18 protein-coding genes are annotated in these 20273 nt (G+C 68.6%); 11 read left to right on the plus strand and 7 right to left on the minus strand.

Translation table 11 applies throughout. From position 1 onward, the window contains the following. Positions 1-103: 103 nt before the first annotated feature. On the minus strand, positions 104-1342 hold the full coding sequence (locus tag AB0F41_RS05480) for a cytochrome P450 (RefSeq protein ID WP_357421499.1): 1239 nt from the start codon (positions 1340-1342) through the stop codon (positions 104-106). Positions 1343-1564: 222 nt separating this feature from the next. Between AB0F41_RS05480 and AB0F41_RS05485 the strand changes: the two genes are divergently transcribed. Further along, complete coding sequence (locus tag AB0F41_RS05485) at positions 1565-2392, plus strand: mycofactocin-coupled SDR family oxidoreductase (RefSeq protein ID WP_357421820.1); 828 nt, start codon at positions 1565-1567, stop codon at positions 2390-2392. Between the two features lie 75 nt (positions 2393-2467). Here AB0F41_RS05485 and AB0F41_RS05490 read toward each other — a convergent pair whose 3' ends face one another. Beyond that, positions 2468-2731, minus strand: a complete 264-nt coding sequence (locus AB0F41_RS05490; RefSeq protein ID WP_357421500.1) for a helix-turn-helix transcriptional regulator — start codon at positions 2729-2731, stop codon at positions 2468-2470. 75 nt (positions 2732-2806) lie between these two features. Here AB0F41_RS05490 and map point away from each other — a divergent pair, with 75 nt between their 5' ends. Continuing rightward, positions 2807-3571, plus strand: coding sequence for a type I methionyl aminopeptidase (gene map / locus AB0F41_RS05495; protein ID WP_357421501.1), 765 nt, complete (start codon positions 2807-2809; stop codon positions 3569-3571). A 30-nt stretch (positions 3572-3601) separates the two neighbouring features. On the opposite strand, the gene AB0F41_RS05500 is transcribed toward map, so the two are convergent. Both AB0F41_RS05500 and AB0F41_RS05505 read right to left on the minus strand, forming a co-directional pair. Further along, positions 3602-4498 carry an RNA polymerase sigma-70 factor gene (locus AB0F41_RS05500; protein ID WP_357421502.1) on the minus strand — a complete coding sequence of 299 codons (897 nt, stop codon included), beginning with the start codon at positions 4496-4498 and terminating at the stop codon, positions 3602-3604. A gap of 113 nt (positions 4499-4611) precedes the next feature. Next, positions 4612-5808 (minus strand): FAD-dependent oxidoreductase, encoded by a 1197-nt coding sequence (locus tag AB0F41_RS05505; RefSeq protein WP_357421503.1) that lies wholly within the window; start codon positions 5806-5808, stop codon positions 4612-4614. A 787-nt stretch (positions 5809-6595) separates the two neighbouring features. On the opposite strand from AB0F41_RS05505, the gene AB0F41_RS05510 reads away from it, so the two are divergent. Beyond that, entirely contained in the window at positions 6596-8197 is a 1602-nt protein-coding gene (locus tag AB0F41_RS05510) for an alkaline phosphatase D family protein (protein WP_357421504.1), read from the plus strand. An 18-nt stretch (positions 8198-8215) separates the two neighbouring features. Here the strand turns inward: AB0F41_RS05510 and AB0F41_RS05515 are convergent, their stop codons facing one another. Both AB0F41_RS05515 and AB0F41_RS05520 read right to left on the minus strand, forming a co-directional pair. After that, the gene (locus AB0F41_RS05515; protein ID WP_357421505.1) at positions 8216-9475 is read right to left on the minus strand and encodes a cytochrome P450; all 1260 of its coding nucleotides are present in this window, start codon (positions 9473-9475) and stop codon (positions 8216-8218) included. Positions 9476-9955: 480 nt separating this feature from the next. Continuing rightward, positions 9956-11263, minus strand: coding sequence for a helix-turn-helix domain-containing protein (locus AB0F41_RS05520; RefSeq protein ID WP_357421506.1), 1308 nt, complete (start codon positions 11261-11263; stop codon positions 9956-9958). Positions 11264-11491: 228 nt separating this feature from the next. Between AB0F41_RS05520 and AB0F41_RS05525 the strand changes: the two genes are divergently transcribed. The 8 genes from AB0F41_RS05525 to AB0F41_RS05560 all read left to right on the plus strand — a co-directional run bounded on the left by AB0F41_RS05525 (position 11492) and on the right by AB0F41_RS05560 (position 19194). Next, positions 11492-12250 (plus strand): ABC transporter ATP-binding protein, encoded by a 759-nt coding sequence (locus AB0F41_RS05525; protein WP_357421507.1) that lies wholly within the window; start codon positions 11492-11494, stop codon positions 12248-12250. 71 nt (positions 12251-12321) lie between these two features. Then, entirely contained in the window at positions 12322-13047 is a 726-nt protein-coding gene (locus AB0F41_RS05530) for an ABC transporter ATP-binding protein (RefSeq protein WP_357421508.1), read from the plus strand. After that, complete coding sequence (locus tag AB0F41_RS05535) at positions 13044-13931, plus strand: branched-chain amino acid ABC transporter permease (protein ID WP_357421509.1); 888 nt, start codon at positions 13044-13046, stop codon at positions 13929-13931. The genes AB0F41_RS05530 and AB0F41_RS05535 overlap by 4 nt, the downstream gene beginning before the upstream one ends. Then, a complete protein-coding gene (locus AB0F41_RS05540; protein ID WP_357421510.1) occupies positions 13928-14998 on the plus strand; it encodes a branched-chain amino acid ABC transporter permease in 1071 nt (356 codons plus the stop codon). Before AB0F41_RS05535 ends, AB0F41_RS05540 begins: the two co-directional genes overlap by 4 nt. Beyond that, positions 14988-16241: an ABC transporter substrate-binding protein gene (locus AB0F41_RS05545; protein ID WP_357421511.1), complete on the plus strand. Its 1254-nt coding sequence runs from the start codon at positions 14988-14990 to the stop codon at positions 16239-16241. Before AB0F41_RS05540 ends, AB0F41_RS05545 begins: the two co-directional genes overlap by 11 nt. Positions 16242-16320: 79 nt before the next feature. Further along, positions 16321-17055, plus strand: a complete 735-nt coding sequence (locus tag AB0F41_RS05550) for a hypothetical protein (protein ID WP_357421512.1) — start codon at positions 16321-16323, stop codon at positions 17053-17055. 113 nt (positions 17056-17168) lie between these two features. Further along, positions 17169-18020, plus strand: a complete 852-nt coding sequence (locus AB0F41_RS05555) for a crotonase/enoyl-CoA hydratase family protein (protein ID WP_357421513.1) — start codon at positions 17169-17171, stop codon at positions 18018-18020. A gap of 124 nt (positions 18021-18144) precedes the next feature. Beyond that, a complete protein-coding gene (locus tag AB0F41_RS05560) occupies positions 18145-19194 on the plus strand; it encodes a homogentisate 1,2-dioxygenase (RefSeq protein ID WP_357421514.1) in 1050 nt (349 codons plus the stop codon). A 51-nt stretch (positions 19195-19245) separates the two neighbouring features. Here the strand turns inward: AB0F41_RS05560 and AB0F41_RS05565 are convergent, their stop codons facing one another. Beyond that, complete coding sequence (locus tag AB0F41_RS05565) at positions 19246-20073, minus strand: alpha/beta hydrolase fold domain-containing protein (protein ID WP_357421515.1); 828 nt, start codon at positions 20071-20073, stop codon at positions 19246-19248. Positions 20074-20273: the final 200 nt, after the last annotated feature.

Raw genomic sequence — 20273 nt, forward strand, 5'->3', positions numbered from 1 at the left:
GCGGCGAGATCGTCGGCCGGTGGACAGCATCCGCGCGGATTCGCGCTGGTGTATGTCGCGCACTTTCTCCCAGCCGAGGATGGCCGGTCCGTTTCCGGCTCGCTCAGGGGACCGGCAGGGGCGGTGACGGCGGGAAGGTGACCGGCAGTGTGGCGAGGGTGCGGTGCAGCGGGCCGGGCCGCCAGCGCAGCTCCGAGGCCGGGACCGTCAAGCGGATCTCCGGCAGGGCGTCCAGCAGCTGGTCGATGGCTTCCTGGGCGACGATGTAGGCGGTGTGCTGGGCGGGGCAGGCGTGCGGGCCGGCGCCCCAGGCCAGATGGGCGCGGTTTCCGGGGTGCTGGCCGGTGCGGATCCGCGGATCGTTGTTGCAGCCGGTCAGGCTGATCACCACGGGTTGATGCGCGGGCAGCCAGACATCGTCGATCAGGATCGGTTGCCGGGGGTAGGTGACGCTGGCGTTCGGTAGCGGCGGGTCGTCGAACAGGACGTCGTCGAGCGCCTCGCGGGTGGAGACCGCGCCGCCGAGCATATCGTCGGCGAACCGATCATCGGTGAGCATGAGACGCAGCGCGTTGATGATCAGGCTCTGCATCGGACCCATGCCGACGCCGTAGAGCGCGATCACCTGATGGATCATCTCGGTTTCGTCGAGCGCGGCGGGATGGTGCAGCAGCCGGGTGGTGATGTCGTCGCCGGGTTCGGCGCGTTTGGATTCGACGAGTTCGGCGACCGCTTCACCGAACATCCGGTTGCCCTTCTCGGTGTCGACGCCGTCGAAGATGGCGGCGGTCGCCTCGGCAGCCCGTTCGCTGATATCCGGCGGACAGCCGAGCATCGCGTTGATGACCTCGAAGGTGAGCGGGAACGCGTATTGGGCCACCAGGTCCGCGGCGCCTTCGGCGCAGAACGTGTTGATCAGCGGCGCCGCGAATTGTTCGACGGTGCGCCGGGCGGCGTGCAGATCCACGCCGGCCAGAGCGGCGGTGGTGGCGCCTCGGTACCGGGTGTGCGCGGCGCCCGCGCTGCGCGGCGGATTGGGACGCCACTGCAGTACCGGCAGGACCGGGCAGTCCTGTGGTACGGACTTTTCCCAGGTCCGCGGGTCGGCCGGGAAACGGCCGGGATCGTTGAGGATTCGCAGGGCGGTCCGGTATCCGATCACCAGCGTCGCGGGGACGCCGGGCGCCAGGTCCACCGGGACCAGCGAGCGGTGCCGCGCCCGCATCTGCTCATAGCAGCGGTGCGGGTCGGTGGCGAATTCGGGTGTGTAGAGCGCGAACCGGTGTTCGTCGCCGTGCCGGGGATCCGCGGCGGACGGCCCGGTATTCGGCGGGGTGGTCAATGGCTTGCTCCAGACAGGTCGGCGGACAACGGCTCCGGGAGGGAGTCGTCGGATCTGGTGGGATTCGGCCGGACACCGCGGCGCTGCGGGCACCGAGATCATATGTCAGGTCCGGACCAGTGGCCGCTCAGCGCTGGCGAGGCTGTCGACTTTTGGCAGCCGGTGTCATAGTCTCGCGGTGCGTCGAGCAAACATCATATGAATTCGCGAGTGGAGTGGCTCATGGGCATTCTGGACGGCAAGGTCGCCTTCATCACCGGCGCCGGACGTGGACAGGGCCGCAGTCACGCGGTGCGGTTCGCGCACGAGGGGGCCGACATCATCGCCGTCGATACCACCGCGAAGGTCGGTAGTGTTCCCTACGCCCTGGCGGATGCCGCCGATCTCGCCGAAACGGTGCGGCAGGTGGAGGCCACCGGCCGCCGGATCGTGGCCCGCGACGCCGATGTCCGCGATTACGCGGCGCTGGCCGGGGCGGTGTCCGACGGCATGGCCGCGTTCGGACGCCTCGACATCGTCGTCGCCAATGCCGGAATCTCGAGCCCCGCGCCCACCCTGGAGATGGACGAGGATGTCTGGCAGGACATGATCGATATCAATCTCACCGGCGTGTGGAAATCACTGAAAGCCGCGGTCCCGCACCTCATCGAAGGCGGGCGCGGCGGTTCGGTGGTGATCACCAGCTCTCTTGCGGCATTCCACGCCAACGAGAACACCGCACACTATTCGGCGTCGAAGGCCGGACTGGTGATGCTGATGAAGGTGCTGGCCAAAGAGCTCGCGCCGCACAACATCCGGGTCAACACGGTGCATCCCACGACGGTCGCCACCGAGATGATCCTCAACGACGCGACCTACCGGCTGTTCCGCCCGGACCTCGAGAGCCCGGGTCGGGCCGATTTCGAGGAAGCGGCCCGTACGCTCAACCGGCTTCCGGTCGCCGCGCTCGAACCGGAGGACATCACGGCCACCGTGCTGCACCTGGTCTCCGATGCCGCCCGGTACGTCACCGGCACCACCCAGCTGGTCGACGCGGGCGGGGCCTTGTAGGCGTCGCGGTGTTGTCGCCGGCCGGGCGGCGAACCGGGTCGCCGGAGCGTCGTTCCACCGGCGGGCCGGCGGCGGTCAGGCGGATTCGGCGAGGTTGTCGGCCGTCCATATCTCGGCGAGTTCCTCGAGGGGGAGTTCGAGGACCCGGCTGAGCGAAACCACCGTGCCGAACCCGGGGGAGGGGAGCCGGCCGGTTTCGATCTTCCGCAGGGTTTCGGGGGATATACCTGCCGCGCGGGCGACGTCGGCCAGGTCCCGGCCGTCGCGGGCGGTGCGCAATCGGACGCCGAGACGGCGGCCGGCGTCGATCTGGGATGGGGTCAGGGGGAGGCGGACCATGCCCTCTACTTTAGAAGTGGTATTAATGTACCGCAAGCACGGTATAGAAATACCGAATATGGAGTGGAGGTTGTCATGGTGGAACTGAAAACGCCCGAAGAGATCGACCGGATCGGGGTCGCGGGCGCGTTCGTGGCCGAGATCCTGGCCGAACTGCGGGCCGCGGCCGGGGTGGGGGTGAACCTGCTCGCACTGGAGGCGATCGTGCGGGAAAGGATCCGGGAGCGGGGCGCGCATTCCTGCTACTGGGATTATTCGCCGTCGTTCGGTCGCGGCCCGTTCCGGAACACGGTCTGCCTGTCGGTGAACGATGCGGTATTGCACGGGCTGCCGTTCGACTACGCCCTGCGCGACGGTGACGTCCTGACCATGGATCTGGCGCTGGGTATCGACGGCTGGGTGGCCGACGCCGCGACCACGGTCATCGTCGGCACACCGGACCCCGAGGATCAGCGGCTGGTGCGGGCCACCGAGGAAGCGCTCGGTGCGGCGATCGACGCCGCGCAGCCCGGTAACCGGATCGGCGATATCTCGGCCGCGATCGAAGCGGTCGCGCGGCGGCACGGCTACCCGGTGAACACCGAATTCGGCGGGCACGGGCTCGGCCGCACCATGCACGAGGACCCGCATGTATCCAACGCGGGGCGGGCGGGACGGGGATTCCCGCTGAAGCCGGGGCTGGTGATCGCCCTGGAGCCGTGGTTCGCCAAGACCACCGACCGGATCTTCACCGATCCCGACGGGTGGACGATCCGTTCCGCGGACGGGTCGCGTACGGCACACTCCGAGCACACGGTCGCCGTCACCGCCGACGGGCCGCGGGTACTCACCGCGGCCTGAGCCGGCACGTCACGCGGCGGTGGTGCCACGTCACCGCAGCGTGAGGGTGGTCTCCGATTCGATATGGGTCAGTTTCGCCGGATTCCGGACGAAGTAGAGGCCGGAGATGTGGCCGTCCTCGACGCGGAACGCCATGATGCCCTCCAGGACATCGTCGATCCGGACGACGAAGGCGGGGCTGCCGTTGACCACGGTGAAGTCGACGGTGAAGGCGCCCTCGATCTTGCCCAGCCCGCGGCTCAGGTAGCGTGCCACCGTCTCGGCGCCGCTGATCGGCCGCAGGGCAGCGCGTTTGACACCCCCGCCGTCGGCGATGAGCACCACCTCGGGAGCCAGGACATCGAGCAGGAGTTGCGGATCACCGGCCTCCAGGGCCTGCCGGAACGACTCCAGGGCCGCGCGGGTGCGGCTCGCGGATACGATTTCGCGCGGGCGGCGGGCCTCGACGTGGGCGCGGGCCCGGTGGGCGATCTGGCGGACCGCGGCGGAACTCTTGCCCACGGCGTCGGCGATCTCGTCGTAGCCGAAATCGAAGACCTCGCGCAGGACGAAGACCGCGCGTTCGGTCGGCGCCAGCGTCTCCAGGACCAGCATGAGCGCCATCGACACACTATCGGCCAGTTCGGCGTTCTCCGCGACATCCGGCGCCGTGAGCAGCGGTTCGGGTAGCCACTGGCCGACGTAGGATTCCTTGCGGCGGTTCATCGTCCGCAGGCGGTTCAGCGACTGGCGGGTGGTGATCCGCACCAGATACGCGCGGCGGTCCTGCACCTGCGCGAGGTCGACTTCGACCCATCGCAGCCAGGTCTCCTGGAGGACGTCCTCGGCATCGGCCGCCGAGCCCAGCATTTCGTAGGCGACGGTGAACAGCAGATTGCGGTGGGCGACGAAGGTCTCGGTGGCCGGATCGCCGACGGGGGTGCTCATGGTGCCGTCCCTTTCTGGATGGGCGGTGTCCGTGCGCCCCGCCCCGCTCCTGAGGCAGGACGCACGGTACGGGAATCCGGACCCGTGTTCGAGAGGCCCGGCCACCGGCGGGTTCAGGCCGCCGGTTCGCGGGTGGTCGCCGGTGTGCTGCGCCGGTCGCGCAGCAACCCGGCGCGCTTACCGTCGGCCACCCACCGCAGCGAACCGGGTTTGCGCGCCTCCGCCGCCAGATGCCCGACGGTGTGGGTGCAGACGAACTCCTTGAGCTTCGCACCGGCGCCGCCGGCGAGGAAGAACCGGTTGGCGGTGTCGTCGCGGGAGGCGAACTGGAAGATGCCCGCACCTCGCCCCAGGCTGATGCACTGGCCGAAGAAACCCAGGTCGATGGGTGCGGGAGTATCGCCGGCGAGCCGGGCGAGCACCGTATCGGCGGCATGCGCGCCGATTCTGGTGGCGGACTGGCAGCTCATCCGGAACGGCAGATCCGAAGGTACCGCGCAATCCCCGGCACCGATGATGTGGCTGTCGTCCACGCTGGTCAGCGTTTCGTCGGTGCGCAGGCGGCCGGCGTCGTCGGTGCTCAGCCCGCTGCGGGCGGCCAGGTCCGGGACGCCGAAACCGGCGGTCCAGATGGTCACCGCGCTCGGCAACTCCCGGCCGTCGCGCAGTCGCACTGCCTCCCGTGTCACGGCGGTCACCCGGGTATCGGGACCTTCGAGCATCGTCACGCCCAGCCCGGCCAGCCGTTCGGCGACCGACCGCCGCCCGCGCGCGTGCAGATACGGGCCGAGTACCGGGCCGCAGACGAGGGTCACCCGGCGGCCCTGTTCGGCCAGTTCGGCGGCCATCTCGATACCGGTCGGACCGGCGCCGACCACCGTCACCGGCGCGGTCGCAGGGGCGGCCGTGACAACCGGCAGCAGCCGCTGAGCCTCTTCGAAGGTGGTGATCGGGTAGGCGAACTCGGCGGCCCCGGGCACGCCCGGATCGGCGCTGCTGCTGCCGACGGCGTAGATCAGATAGTCGTACCGCCGCGTGCCGCCGTCGGCCGTGGCCACCGTCCGGCCGGGAGCGTCGATAGTGGTGACGGTGCCGACCACCAGCCGGACGCGTTCGGCGAGCACGTCGCGGTACGGAACGGTCGCGTCATCGGAACCGCCCACCAGCTGGTGTAGCCGGATCCGTTCGACGAAGTCCGGACGTGGATTGATCAGGGTCACGGCCACATCGTCGCGCTGGGTCAGACGGTTGGCGGCCAGGACGCCGGCGTAGCCACCGCCGATCACGACTACCTCGGTGTTCTCCGACATGATGTCTCCTCGCTTCAGGGGGTCGAGCATGAGACACCGGGAACACCACCCCTGTGACAAAGAGTGACGTAGAACACTCCCGACGGGTCGGAACAGCGAGCAATAGTCCCCGACACCCCCGGGCGACCGCCGTGCCGCCGAAGGCCGCGGAGGCCGTGCACCCACGGGACGGCCGGCAGCTGCCGAGCGGGCCCGATCCCGCCGCGACGCACTCCACACTCGGTGCCAACCGGGCAAACCGCACGGTGCCGAGTTTTACGAGGCCCTGAAAGGGTTCGGCCCGCGTCTGCTGTCAGCCCTCGAAGCGAGGCGGCGCAGCCGCGAGTCTCGAGGGCTGACAGCAGACGCTTAGGGGGCCGAACCCCGCGCGCGCCAGCGCGCCAATAAACACAGCACCTTTGCGGGTGAGGTCACCTGCCCCACCTTTGCGGGTGAGGTCACCTGCCCCACCTTGGCGGGCAAGGTCACCTCCTCACCTTCACGAACAAGCCTGCCCAACGCTCGAGCAGGTTCCGGGATCACTTGAGCAGGTTCCGGCATCATGTAAGTGTCAACGGGAGGCCAGGCGAACCGATATTTATCTGTAACCGACAGTTACAGATAAATCTGCCACGGTGGAATGCCCATCGGGCAAACGAACAACGCCGGCTGATCGGCGGTCGATTCGAGCCTACACGACCCGGGATCCACCGCCGGCTCGTCGAACGTCCGGAACGCTCGTCCGATGGTCACCGCAGAGTCATCCCGGGGCCACGCTGTGGTCGGTCTGATGCGGGATCCCTGGAGAATGGACACCACACGCAGGCGCTTCCTGACCGGCGGCGCCGCGGCCGCCGCCATTCTGGTGGCCGGTACCGGCGGGGCCGGCAGTGCCCGGTTCCGCGCTCCCCGCGCGCTCGGCGATCCGTTCTCGCTCGGTGTGGCATCCGGCGACCCCACACCGGACGGCGTGGTCTTGTGGACCCGGCTGGCGCCCGATCCGATCGCCCCGGACGGCTTCGGCGGGATGGGACCGGACCCGGTCACGGTGGATTACGAAATCGCGCACGACGAAGGTTTCCGCGATATCGCGCGACGCGGTTCCGCCGTGGCCGACCGCGTCCTCGGCCATTCCGTACATCCGGAGATCCGGGGGCTCGCGCCGGGGCGCTGGTACTACTACCGGTTCCGGGTGGGGTCCGAGATCTCGCCGGTCGGCCGTACCCGCACCGCGCCCGCGGCCGGGGCCCCGACCCGGCGGCTGCGGTTCGCCTTCGCATCCTGCCAGGCGTGGAACGACGGCCGGTACACGGCGTATGAGCATATGTCCGGGGAAGACCTGGATCTCGTCGTGCACCTCGGTGACTACCTGTACGAGTATCCGATCATCGGTGACGGCCGCGGCGTCGCGGTGGAATCGCATCTGCGCCACGAACCCCGGGACCTGCGCGGATATCGGATCCACTACGGCTGGTACAAAAGCGATCCGGCGCTGCGCCGGGCACATGCCGCGTTCCCGTGGCTGGTGACCATGGACGATCACGAACTCGCCGACGACTGGGCCGGGGACCGGCCGGGTTCCCGGCCCGGCGCCGACCGGGTGCCGCCGGTTTTCCGGGCCCGGCGCGCTGCGGCGTTCCGGGCGCTCTACGAACATCAGCCGCTGCGGCTGACGCAGCGCCCGTCCGGGTCGCGGATCCGTCTGCACCGACGCTACCGATTCGGCGATCTCGCCGATATCACCATGCTCGACACCCGGCAGTACCGTGGCGGCGGATCCATGCTGGGAGCCCGCCAACGGAACTGGCTGGTCGACGGATTCGCGAGCTCACCGGCGCGCTGGCAGATCCTCGGTAATCAGGTGGTGCTGGGCCGCACCGATCACGACCCCGGGCCCGGCGTAGAGCTGTCCGGGGACGCCTGGGACGGATACCCGGCGGAACGCGCCGCGGTTCTGGCGGCCGCCGCCGCGCGTTCGGTGTCCAATCTCGTGGTGATCACCGGTGACCGGCACGAGAACTACGCCGCCGATCTGCGCGCGGACCCGGCGGATCCGCGAACACCGGTGGTCGCCGCCGAATTCACCGGGACCTCGATCACCAGCGGCGGCGACGGTGCCGACAGCTACGCCCGCGGCGAGCAGTTGCTCGCCGCCAACCCGGATCTGAAATTCTTCAACGCGCAGCGGGGATACGTCCGGGTCGAGGTCGGGCAACAGCTGTGGCGCACCGATTTCCGGGTGGTCCCCTACGTGAGCCGTCCCGGTGCGCCGGTGTACACCCGGGCCTCCTATGTGATCGAGGACGGAGTTCCGGGGGTACACGCCGCGGTCGAACCGCGTCGCGGAAGTCCGGCGGCGCCGGGATACCGGCCCGGTACGCTGCCGGATGGTTCCGGCGATGCCCGATAGGCCTGTGCCCTGCCGGATTCAGAAGATACGCATACCCGGGGTAGGCGGGAATTCGACCGGTAGCGCGGTGAGGGCGCGCTGGAACGGGCCCGGCCGCCAGACTGCCTGTTCCGGATCGAATGCCGGGCGCAGATCGGGAAGGGCATCGAGCAATTGATCGATGGCCTCCTCGGCGATCAGCCCGGCGATCGACCGGGCGTGCGCGGGGCAGGCATGGACCCCTGTGCCCCACGCCAGGCCGGTCTCCGGCGTGGACAGGGTGCCCACGGTCCGTTCGGGATCGTTGTTGCAGGCCGCCAGGCCGATGAGCACGGGCTGATCGGCGGGCAGCCAGATATCGTCGATCAGCACGGGCAGCGGGGGATAGGTGATGCAGTGGTTGGCCAGGGGCGGATCGGTGGCGAGGACCTCGTCGAGTGCCGCCCGGACCGGGGGCGCGAAGCCGATCTGATTGGCCGAGAACCGCGGATCGGTGAGGATCAGCAGCAAGGTATTGGCGATCAGGTTGCGCGGCGGTTCCACTCCGGTCCAGAACAGTCCGAGCAGTTGATGGGCCAGTTCGTCGTCGGAGAGGTCCGCCGGGTGCCGGATGAGCCGGCTGGTGACATCGTCCCCGGGTTCGGCCCGCCGCCCGGCGATCAGTTCGACGAGCGCCTTCCGCGCCAGGGTTTCGGCCTCCTCGTCGGTGCGCATATCGAGTATCGGGCCGAGCCCGTGCATCAGCTGGTCGCCCAGATCGGGCGGGCAGCCCAGTATCCCGTTGAGTACCTCGAAAACCAGCGGTACGACATAGCGGTCGATGAGATCGGCCGAGCCGTCCGCGCAGAACCGGTTGATCAGCGGGACCGCTGCCCGCGCGACCCGGGTGCGTAGCGCTATGAGGTCGACGCCGGCCAAGGCCTCGACCACCACGCCGCGGTACCGCTCGTGATCGGCGCCGGTGCTGCGCAGGGCATTCGGGCGCCACTGCATCATCGGCACGATCGGCAGACCGGCCGGCGCCTTCTGCTGCCAGGCGCGCGGATCGGAGGGGAACTGTGTCGTATCGTCGAGTATTCGCAGGGCAGTGCGGTAGCCGATCACCAACGTGGCGGGTACACCCGGCGCGATATCAACCGGCGCCAGTGCCCCGTAGCGCAGCCGCATCCGCCGATAGGCGGTATGTGGATCGGCGGCGAACTCCTTGGTGTAGATCGGGATGCGGGAACCGCTGGAATCGGTGGACGCGGCGGTTCTACCGCGGCGGTGCGCCGGCTGCAGCCGGGACTGCCCTGTCACTCGAGTACCCCCTGAGGTCGGTGCGCCCGGCTTCGGGCGCGCTCGTCAACCGGCCGAACAGAAATCCCTGCTCGAAATCATTCGGCCGACACATATTTCGTATCCGGCGTGGATGATACCCAGCCCGGTTCGCCGTGCGCACGCGAACCACCGAGGCAATTCCGGGGCGGAGAGCCTGGCGTCCGTCACCTCGACTTTGTTCTCGAGGTGCAACTCGGTGAGATAGCGCCGGACCTCGTCGTCGATACGGGTCGGTCGAATCTCGGATACTCGTCCAACAGATGGGAATCGGTGAATACTGCCGCGGAATTCTGGTGGAACCATTTGATATTTTCGTGATCGATCAGTTCTTCGTTCACAGTTATGCTGCCGCCGCGCGGTACGTAGAGTCCGGCGATCAGTTTCGCGAGAGCGCCCGGTGCCGTTGCCACCGATCGCGAAGGTGATCTCCCCGCGCTCCCGACCCCACGGCGACGAGGGTCAGTGCTCGCGCCGGACCGGCGCCGGGGTGTGGCGGAGTTCGATGGCGACCAGCAGTTCGACGAGATCGGTTACGCTGCGGACATTCCGACCGGTGAGTTGCTGGATGCGCCGCAGCCGGTACTTGGCCGTATTGTGGTGGATTCGCAGCGCGTCGGCCGCTTCGCGCAGGTTCATATCCGCGGCGACGAAAGCATGGATGGTCTCGGCCAGGACCGCGCCCTTCGCATGGTCCTCGGCCAGAGTCCGGGATACCCGGGGGTCGACCAGGCCGCGGGCGGTCTCGTCGGAATTCAGGACCAGATACCGGAAAGGGCTGAGTTCGGGTAGCGCCGTCACGCCGCCGCCTTCGGGAACCAGGTCCAGCGCGGTGCCCGCTTCCTGACGGCCGCGCGGCAGCTCGGCGGCGCCCGCGATCACGGTGCTGACGCCGAGAGACACCGTCATCCCCTCGCCGGTGAGGGCTTCGCGCGTGCGGCGCAGGCGCGCGCAGAGATCCTCGACGGTTCCGCTGCGGCCGAGGCCGGCGATGGCGACGATATCGGAGTCCCGGACCACCGCCAGGGTCCGATGCCCGTTCACGCCGGTGCGGGCCAGCGCCGCGGCGACCATCCCGGGCGCTTCGGTTTCGGAGAAGAGGTTGCCCTCGTGATCGTGGCGTTCCGAGACGGTCGCCGCGACCACGACGAGTCGTTCGGTCGCGGAGAGGCCGATACCGTGCGTGGCCGCGGTGTTCAGCAGTGGCCCGCGCTCCGGGAGCGCGCCGCCGAGCAGGCATTCCATCAGGTCGTGGCCGTCGCGGGAGGCTTCGGCGGACTGGTGCTGCTGGAACTCCAGATAGGCGTGGGTGGCCTGGGTGCTGATCAGGTCGCAGTACCGGGTCAGCGGCAGGACCATCGCCAGGGTCGCCTCCCGGGCGGCCGGGGAGTCTCCCGCGTGGGCGACGAGGGTCTTCCAGAAGGCCTGCTGGCCGAGCCGGAACGCGGTGATGTAGTCGGTGAGCGGCAGACCGGACTGGGCCCGGCGTACCGCCGCCCGCCGGGTGTAGGCGAGATCGGCCGCGGTGACCCGTCGTTTGTCCAGGAGCGCGCCGAGGCCGGTGCGGCACAGGCGGGCCACCTGCTCGTGGACATCGGCCCGGAATTCGCTGTCGCGGCCGGCGTACCCGGTGACCTGGGTGAGGATGGCGGAGCTGCCCAGCTCGGCGATTTCGTCCGCGCGGTCGTAGATGGTGCCGACGATCCGGGTGCGTGCCGCCTGAACCGGTTCGGGCAGCGAGGCGGCGATCGACTGTGATCCAGCTGACATAGTCGGATGGTCCACGGCGGCGCAATGAATGTCAACACATAGCGGTAGATGTATCAAATTATGCGCTGGTCGCTTGTCCTCGGCGGACAACTCCGCCGCCGATAATTGGGACGCAAAGGCTGATGTGTTTCATTCGGTGCGCTCTTACGCTGGCCTGACCCATAGCCGGTGTATCGGACTGTGTGCTGCCGCACAGTTTTTCGGTCCGGCTTCCGATCCGGAGGACTCATGCTCGAGATATCCGGCCTGACCGTTCGATTCGGCGGTATCACGGCCCTGGAGGACGTCGGATTCGCCGTCGCCACCGGTGAGATGGTCGGTCTCATCGGGCCCAACGGTGCCGGTAAGACCACCCTGTTCAACTGCCTGACCAGGCGCTGCGCGCCGACCGCCGGCGCGATGCGGTACCTGGGAACCGATCTGCTCACGGTGCGCCCCGATCTCATGGCGCGGCTCGGTATCGCCCGAACATTCCAGAACCTGGGCCTGTTCACTCGTATGTCCGTTCGGGACAACGTGCTCGTGGGCGCGCACCACCGGGTCCGCGCCGGATTTCTCGCGGCCGGCCTGTTCCTGCCGGGGGTGCGCTCCGAAGAGCGCCGGCTCCGAGCCCAGGTCGACGGTCTGCTGGAAAGGCTGGATCTGCACGAGGTCGCCGACCATCCGGCGGTCGGCCTGCCCTTCGGGACCTTGAAACGGATCGAGCTGGCCCGCGCCCTCGCCGCGGGCCCGCGCCTGCTGTTGCTCGACGAGCCGGTCAACGGGCTCAGCCACGGGGAGGTCGGGGAGTTCGCCGACCTCCTGGCCGGCCTGCGCGTGGACTTCGACCTCACCGTGCTGGTGGTGGAACACCATATGGGCTTCGTCATGGGTATCTGCGACCGCGTCGTCTGCCTGGAGTTCGGCCGCGTCATCGCAGACGGCGAGCCCGAAGTGGTGCAGCGGGATCCCGCTGTCATCGAGGCCTACCTGGGGACGGCGGCATGAGCGGGTCAGGCCCGGAGGAGGTAGCGGAGCGTGGCCACGGAGGGCCCCCGCTCGTGCCCGATCGGAAGCGCATGAGCGGAGAGCCTTTCCTCAGCGTCACCGGGCTCACGGCGGGTTACGGCGCGGCCGAGGTATTGCACGGGATCGAATTCTCCGTCGCCGCCGGAGAGGTCTGTGCCGTTCTGGGACCCAACGGCGCCGGTAAGACGACCCTGCTGCGCGCGCTGTCGGGGATGGTCCGCACCCGCGGCTCGGTCACCCTGGCGGGTGCCGAGGTCGCGGGCCGGGCGCCGGAGAAGCTGGCCCGCATGGGTGTGGCGCACGTCCCGGAGGGTCGGGGCACCTTCACGCCGCTGACCGTCGAGGAGAACCTCCGCCTGGGCGCCTATTCACGACGCGATCGCGGCAGCACCGAAGCCGATCTGCGTCGCGTCTTCGACTACTTCCCGATCCTGCGGGAGAAATTGCACGAAACGGCGGGCCGGCTGTCCGGCGGTCAGCAGCAGATGCTCGCGCTCGGCCGCGCACTGATGTCGCGGCCGCGCCTGCTGCTGCTGGACGAGCCGTCACTCGGACTCGCACCACTGGTGACCCGGGAACTCTTCCGCATCGTGCAGACCATCAACACAGAGGAACGCACCACCGTGATCGTCGTCGAGCAGAACGCTCATCTGGCCCTGCGCACCGCGCACCGGGCTCATGTCCTGGAAAGCGGGCGCATCGTCTTATCCGGTACGGCCGCCGATATCTCCGCGAACGAGCAGGTCGCGCAGTCCTACCTCGGATACCGGGTGTGACCGTGTCCGGATTCGCGCAACAGATCATCGAAGGCCTCAGCGCGGGTGCCCTCTACGCCGGGCTGGCCCTCGCTCTCGTCCTCATCTACCGGTTCACCGGGATCGTCAACTTCGCCCAGGGCGAGCTGGCCATGTTCTCGGCCTTCCTGGCCTGGCAGCTGGTCCAGGCCGGAACGCCGTTCTGGCTGGCGCTTCCGGCCACCATCGCGCTGTCCTTCGCCGCGGGAATGCTCATCGAACGAATCGTCATCCGGCCCGTGGAGGGCGCGCCGGAGCTGACACTCGTGATCGTCACGGTGGGTTTGTTCTTCGTCGTCAACGCCGCGGCCGGGTGGATCTGGTCGTATCAGCTGAAATCGTTCCCGAATCCGTTCCCGGAGGGAACGCTGCGGGTCGGCGAGGTCAGCGCCGGGTACGGCAACCTCGGCATCCTCGCCGTGGTCGCGGTGGTGATGGCCCTGCTGTATCTGCTGTTCCGCTACACCAGAACAGGTTTGGCGATGCGCGCGGTGGCGGCGAACCCGCAGTCCGCGCGACTGGTGGGGATCGGCGTGGGCACGGTGCTCGCGCTCGGCTGGGGACTGGCCGCTGCCGTCGGCGCGGTATCCGGCGTGCTGTCGGCGCCCCTGCTCTTCCTGGAACCCAACATGATGGGCGGCGTCCTCATCTACGCCTTCGCGGCCGCCACTCTCGGCGGATTCGACAGTCCCGGTGGCGCGGTCGCCGGCGGGCTCATCGTCGGGGTCGCCGAAACCCTGGCCGGTGCCTATCTCGACGTCATCGGCACCGAACTCAAGATCGGCGTGCCGCTGGTGATCATCCTCGGTGTGCTGCTGGTGCGGCCGCAGGGCCTGTTCGGCACCCCGGTGGTGGAAAGGGTATGAGCGATATGGGAATCCGGCACACCGCGGTGGAGCCCGCGCCCGCCCCGCCGGTCGCGCCGCCACCTTCGGCGCGGCCCGCCCCCCGGTCACGGCGCATGCGGATCAACGGGTCCTGGGTGGCGGTGGCGGTCGTGGCGGTGGCGGCCTGCTGGGCGCCGTTCGAGCTCGCCCCCTTCCATACCTTCCAGCTGGCGTTGGCGATGATCTACGCGATCGCATTGCTCGGCCTGAATCTGCTGGTCGGGCACACCGGGCAGATATCGCTGGGTCACGGTGCCTTCTTCGCGGTCGGTGCCTATACCGCCGCGATCATGATGGACCGCTGGGATACGCCGTACCTGCTGACCTTGCCGGCGGCGGCCGCGGTGGCCTTCGTGCTCGGAATCGGGCTGGGAGTGCCGGCGCTGCGGCTGCGCGGTCTCTATCTGGCACTGGTGACGCTGGCCATCGCGATCTTCCTGGTACCGCTGCTGAAACGCTTCGAATCGGTGACCGGCGGGTCCATGGGCCTGACCCTCGACAAACCGCGGCCTCCGGCCTGGAGCGGACTGGCCGAGGACCAGTGGCTGTACTTTCTCGCGCTGGCGGTGACGGCGGTGAGCTACCTGCTGGTGGCCGGGCTGCTGCGCTCGCGGGTCGGGCGGGCGCTGCACGCGGTCCGCGATAACGAGATCGCCGCCGAGGTGACCGGTGTGCGCCCGGCGTTCTACAAAACGCTGGCCTTCGCCTGGGGCGCGATGTTCGCCGGTGTCGCGGGCTGTGTCTACATCTGGGTGATCGGGTACGTATCGCCCGATTCGTTCACCCTCACGCTGTCCATCACGTTGCTGGCGGGCCTGGTCGTCGGTGGCCTCGGCGGACAGTGGGGGCCGCTGCTGGGCGGGATGTTCGTCATGTACGTCCCCAGTTTCGCCCAGGACGTCAATCAGGCCGCGCCGGGAGTGATCTTCGGGCTGCTCATCATCGCGGTCATGTACCTCGCGCCGAATGGATTGGCCGGACTCGTCGGCCGGGCGGCGCACTGGCTCGGACACCGGGCCCGGAAAGGAAGAACCCATGCGCACTAGAGCGATACAGGCGGTGGCCGCCACGGCCGCGGTGCTGCTCGCGGTCGCCGGCTGTGGTAGCCGCGACGACGGGGACAGCGCCGTCGCCTCCGGTGACTGCCAAGGTCAGCAGACCACCGGACTCACCGGCACCAGCATGAAACTGGGTGGTGTGTTCCCGCTGTCGGGCCCGGCTTCGGCGTATGCCGAGCTGCCGAAGGGGATGCAGGCCTACTTCGCCTACGTCAACGCCGAGAGGGGCGGGATCGACGGACGCCAGGTCGACTATCTGTTGCGCGACGACGGCTACCAGCCGCCGAAAACCGTGGAGGAGACCCGGCGTCTGGTCGAGCAGGACCAGGTGTTCGCGGTCCTGTCGACCCTCGGCACGCCGACCTCCGCCGCGGTGTGGGACTACCTGAACCAGCGCGAGGTGCCACAGATCTTCGTCGCCGGTGGCGCTACCCAGTGGGGCACCGGCGACGGCCATCCGTGGACCATCGGATGGCAGCCCAGCTACCACGCCGAGGGCCGGATCTTCGCGGACTACGTGAAGCAGCAGAAACCCGATGCCACCGTCGCCGTGATCTACCAGAACGACGATTTCGGCAAGGATCTGCTGGCCAGTTTCAAGGAGGGCACCGCGGGCAGCGGGGTCCGGGTGATCGCCGAACAGAGTTACGAGGTCACCGATCCCACCGTGGATCCGCAGCTGCGGAACCTGGCCGGTTCGAAGGCCGATGTCCTGCTGAACTTCTCGACCCCGAAATTCGCGGCGCAGACCCTGGCCGGCGACGCCCGGAATCCGGAATGGAATCCGCTGCACATCCTCTCCCAGGTGTCCAGCACCATGAGCGTGCTGACGCCGGTCGGACTCCCGAATGTCCAGAACGTGGTCACCTCGGTGTTCGTGAAGGATCCTGCCGATCCGCAGTGGGTCGAGGACCCGGGTATGAAGCTGTACCGCGACAAACTGGCCCAGTACGTTCCCGGCGCCGATCCCGACGACGGCTACACGCTGGTCGGCTGGGCGATGGCGCAGAGCTTCCACAAAACCTTCGACGCCGCCTCCTGTAAGACCCGTGAGGGTCTGCGGGACGCCATGCGCTCGCTGGACAACGTCGAAATCGACCTGCTGCTGCCCGGTATCACGCTGCAGACCGGCGAGGGCGACGGATACCCCATGGAGGCCATGCAGATTCAGCGGTTCGAGGGGGACCGCTGGGTGCTCGCCGGCGATCTCGTCGATACCGCCGGTCGATGACAGACCACCCCCGCACAACGTCCGCGGCGCAATCCGGTGCCGACGGCCGCCTCGATATCAACCGATGAGGACAGTCACGATGAAACTCAGAACCAGCGTTGTCACCGCCGCGATCGCGGTGGCGGCTCTCGGCGCGACGGTGGCCCCCGCCTCGGCGCAGCCCGCCCCCGCGCCGCGGGAACTCACCTACGAGATCACTCACGAGGGTGATTCGGCCGTGGTGGCGACGAACGGCAAATGGCAGGTGGCCGGCGATCAGCTCATCCTGAAAGCGGTCGACGAAACCCCGCTGAGCACGGTGCCGTTGACCTATCGCAGGGACAATATCGCCTTCCCGATCGCCGCGAAGATCGACGGCGGCACCGCTGTGCTCACCCCGCAGCGGGACGGCGGGGTGCCGGTGGCTCCGGTGAATGCCCCGGTGATCACGCCGGAGCAGGCCGGTAAGGAGATCGCCGAACAGTTCACCCCGCGCGATATGCAGGCGCTCGGTGTGTTCACGCAGCGCGCGACCATGAGCGCTGCCATCGCCGGTGCCGTCGGCGCGGTGATCGGCGGCAGCCTGGGCTGTGTGCTCGGCGCGGCGACCGGCGCGCTGGTCTCCAGCCCGGTCGCGCTGCTGCTGGTGCCGTTCGTCGGCGCCACGATCGGCGGCTGTGTGGCGGGGGCGGCGGCGCTCGGTGCCGCGGGTGGCATCATCGGCGCCTTCCTCATCGGTGGGCCGGTGGCCGTTTTCGCCGCCTTCCAGTACTTCTCGACCATTCTGTCGCCGTGCCCGCCGGAGCATCCGGCCTGCCGCCCGACCACCCCGTAGTAGCTCATCCCGCCTGTGCCCGCCCCCGGATATCCGAGGGGGCGGGCACAGGCGTGTCGGCGGGAGCCCGATTGCGCGTCCGGTTCCGGGACACGGATGGCATGCTGTCCCCTATGGCCGATATTCGCCTCGATGTCTCCGACTCCGTCGCCACCATCACCCTGGACCGACCCGCTCAACTCAACGCCTTCACCACCGCCATGGGCTACGAGTTGATCGAGGCTTTCGATACCTGCGACCGCGACGACGCGGTGCGCGTCGTCGTCATCACCGGCGCGGGCCGTGCCTTCTGCGCCGGTGCGGACCTGTCCGCCGGAGCGGAAACCTTCGTGGCGCCCGACGACGGCGATGCCGCGGACTTCCGCGACGGTGGCGGGGAAGTGGTGCTGCGGATGTTCGAATCCCGCAAACCGATCATCGCCGCGATCAACGGTCCCGCTGTCGGGGTCGGTATCACCATGACCCTCGCCGCCGATTTCCGGCTGGCCGTCGGCACCGCGAAGATCGGGTTCGTCTTCAACCGGCGCGGTATCGTCCCGGAATCCTGCTCCAGCTGGTTCCTGCCGCGGCTGGTTCCGGTGCAGAAAGCGCTGGACTGGGTGTACTCGGGCCGGATCGTGGAGGCGGCCGAGGCGTACGAGGCCGGGCTGTTCTATGGGTTGTATCCGGCGGAAAGCCTGCTGGACGAGACCTACGCGCTGGCGCGGCGCCTGACCGAGCACACCGCCCCGGTCTCGGTGGCGCTCTCCCGGCAGATGTTGTTGCGCGGACTCGGCGCCGACCATCCGATGATCTCCCACCGTGTCGAGTCCCGGGGGATCCGCAGCCGTGGTGCCAGTGCCGATGCGAAGGAAGGGGTTTCGTCGTTCCTGGAGAAGCGGGCGGCGGAGTTCCCGGACAGCGTGGTGCGCGATCTGCCGGATATCTTCGGAGACGACCTGCCGGTACCGCCGTTCCGGTCCTGAGACCGATCGGCCGGGGGAGGGCACGGTCGCGACGGGATACTCGGCAACGATGAGTTCGCAAAAGTGCGCGGACACCGTGTCCCGGGTCTAGGATTTGTGGCACAACGAATTTCGGAGGTGCTGCATGCCGGACGAGGTCCTGGCGCCCAACATCGAGCTTTTCTCCCGCAACGGATTCGCCGGCCCGAACACCACCATCGTCCGGGCCCAGTATCGACCCCGGTTCCTGCGCGCCCGTGGCGATTACGTGCCGCGGCGCTTCCACACCTGGGAGCTACCCGCCGGTGTGTTCGCCGAGCCCAAAGCGCTACCGGTGCCGATCCTGCAGGGCGAGGGCATCTCCTTCGAACTGAATCGCCGTTCGGCGGCAACGACTTTCGGTTACGTCAATGTATGGGCCGACGAACTGCACTACATCGTCTCCGGCCGGGGCGAACTCGATACCGAGGTCGGCACCCTGGAGGTCCGGGCCGGGGATTTCGTTCTGATCCCCCGTGCCGTCACCTATCGGTGGGGTGAGATCGCCGAGGAGATCAGCGAATTCGTCGTGGTCACCGCCAGCGAACTCCATCTCGACCCCGAGGGTGCGCCCGGCACCTTCAATCCCGATCTGCATCTGGACCGTCCGGTACCGCACGGTCGTCCGGGGCTGCCGACCGAGGAGGAGTACGAGGTGGTCGTCCGGACCGGCCAGACCTTCACCTCGTATTTCTACGATGTCGATCCCGTTCCCTGCCTCGACGCGCTGGGCGCTCCGCTGGTCCTGCGATTCAATATCCAGCACGTACAGGGTCTCGGCGTCGCGGAGGGCGGTCTGGCCCCGGCTCGGCTGATGAGCAGCACCTCGGGCCACGATTTCGTCTTCGGTACCGGCAGCCGGCGCAGTACGCGTCCGCCGATCCACCACAATGCCGATTTCGACGAGGTCATCTGCTATGGGATGGGTCCCTCGCCGTGGGGCTCGGTCGATACGCCCGGAACCGTCACCTGGACTCCGAAGGGGCTGCTGCATCAGGGCCCCGAGGAGGATGTCCAGCCCGGATACCGTGCCTTCCTGGTCGAGACCCGCTCCTCCCTGACCATGACCCCGGCCGGCCGCGATATCGCACACCTGATGGAAACCGATCAGTACGGCGTCCATCCCGCCGAGGGGCAGCCGGCCACCGCGCGCTGATATGCGGGTATCGGCCGGTCGCGAGGCCGGCCGATACCGGCTCACCGGTTACTACTGCTGCCCGAGCCAGTCGATCATCGTGCCGGTTCCCTCCCGGAACGCACGGGAGCGGGGCCGGTTCAGGAAGCCGTGCCTGGACGCGGGGACCACGATGTGCTCGGCGGCGACACCGGCCTCGGCGAGCTCTCCGGCGAATGCGGTACTGGAGGCGCCCAGGGTGTCGTGGGCGGCATCGAGCAGCAGGACCGGCGGCAGGCCGGTCAGTTTGCCGCCGCCCGGAAACACCTCCGGATCCCGCAGCAGACCCGGGGAGCCCGTGTAGTTGAGGTTCATCCGCCGGATCACATGCGGCGAGAACGTGTAGAGGCGGTGCCGGCCGCGTACCCGAACCCGCACCGCATCCGGCAGTGCCGGAAGTTCGGCGTGCAGGGTCGCATACGCGAGGATCAGTCCGGCAGGCGGTTGGGCATCCCGGTCGCGCAGCCGCAGCGCGACCGAAGCGGCCAGGCAGGCGCCGGCGCTCGCGCCACCCAGCACGATCCGCGGCTCCCGCCGCATGAGATCGGTGGCCGCGGCCAGGACGTCGTTCAGCGGTGCCGGGTACCGGTTGCCGGACGGGCGCAGCTTCGGCGGACCCCAGACGCGGAACCGGGGAACCAGGGCGTAGTCGACGGTCCTTACCCGGCGTCCGGTTCCCGCGATCCGCAGCGCGGTCTCATGGGATTCGGGCTGGTCGAGCCCGCCGGATACGAAGGCGCCGCCGTGCACCCACAGCAGTGGTTTCGCGGCGGGGTCCGGCGCGACCGGCAGGTATTCGCGGATGGGCACCGGACCGCGGGGGCCCTCGACCGTCGTATCACTGATCTCCAGGTCGCCCATCCACCGTCCTCGCCGTATGCGTCTCCGGTCGCCTGCGAGCTCCGCGGTGGGCAGGGCGCGCGCTGTCCAGGTTCGGACCCGGCGACAACTTTCGTCAGCGATCGTAACCCCGGGTTTCCCAGCCGCCGCGGTGACCAGCGCTTACATGGTGTTTTCCGGCGGATTCCCGGTGCGTGCCTCAACTCACAAGGCTGCTCCGG

Origin of the sequence: Nocardia sp. NPDC024068, assembly GCF_040638875.1 — a bacterium.
Lineage (GTDB): Bacteria > Actinomycetota > Actinomycetes > Mycobacteriales > Mycobacteriaceae > Nocardia.

What these genes read in the sequence shown, in the direction of transcription:
- AB0F41_RS05485 (WP_357421820.1), top strand. Translation starts at nt 1,565, where the DNA reads ATGGGCATTCTGGACGGCAAGGTCGCCTTCATCACCGGCGCCGGACGT.
- AB0F41_RS05490 (WP_357421500.1), bottom strand. Translation starts at nt 2,731, where the DNA reads ATGGTCCGCCTCCCCCTGACCCCATCCCAGATCGACGCCGGCCGCCGT.
- map (WP_357421501.1), top strand. Translation starts at nt 2,807, where the DNA reads ATGGTGGAACTGAAAACGCCCGAAGAGATCGACCGGATCGGGGTCGCG.
- AB0F41_RS05500 (WP_357421502.1), bottom strand. Translation starts at nt 4,498, where the DNA reads ATGAGCACCCCCGTCGGCGATCCGGCCACCGAGACCTTCGTCGCCCAC.
- AB0F41_RS05505 (WP_357421503.1), bottom strand. Translation starts at nt 5,808, where the DNA reads ATGTCGGAGAACACCGAGGTAGTCGTGATCGGCGGTGGCTACGCCGGC.
- AB0F41_RS05510 (WP_357421504.1), top strand. Translation starts at nt 6,596, where the DNA reads ATGGACACCACACGCAGGCGCTTCCTGACCGGCGGCGCCGCGGCCGCC.
- AB0F41_RS05520 (WP_357421506.1), bottom strand. Translation starts at nt 11,263, where the DNA reads ATGTCAGCTGGATCACAGTCGATCGCCGCCTCGCTGCCCGAACCGGTT.
- AB0F41_RS05525 (WP_357421507.1), top strand. Translation starts at nt 11,492, where the DNA reads ATGCTCGAGATATCCGGCCTGACCGTTCGATTCGGCGGTATCACGGCC.
- AB0F41_RS05530 (WP_357421508.1), top strand. Translation starts at nt 12,322, where the DNA reads ATGAGCGGAGAGCCTTTCCTCAGCGTCACCGGGCTCACGGCGGGTTAC.
- AB0F41_RS05540 (WP_357421510.1), top strand. Translation starts at nt 13,928, where the DNA reads ATGAGCGATATGGGAATCCGGCACACCGCGGTGGAGCCCGCGCCCGCC.
- AB0F41_RS05545 (WP_357421511.1), top strand. Translation starts at nt 14,988, where the DNA reads ATGCGCACTAGAGCGATACAGGCGGTGGCCGCCACGGCCGCGGTGCTG.
- AB0F41_RS05550 (WP_357421512.1), top strand. Translation starts at nt 16,321, where the DNA reads ATGAAACTCAGAACCAGCGTTGTCACCGCCGCGATCGCGGTGGCGGCT.
- AB0F41_RS05555 (WP_357421513.1), top strand. Translation starts at nt 17,169, where the DNA reads ATGGCCGATATTCGCCTCGATGTCTCCGACTCCGTCGCCACCATCACC.
- AB0F41_RS05560 (WP_357421514.1), top strand. Translation starts at nt 18,145, where the DNA reads ATGCCGGACGAGGTCCTGGCGCCCAACATCGAGCTTTTCTCCCGCAAC.
- AB0F41_RS05565 (WP_357421515.1), bottom strand. Translation starts at nt 20,073, where the DNA reads ATGGGCGACCTGGAGATCAGTGATACGACGGTCGAGGGCCCCCGCGGT.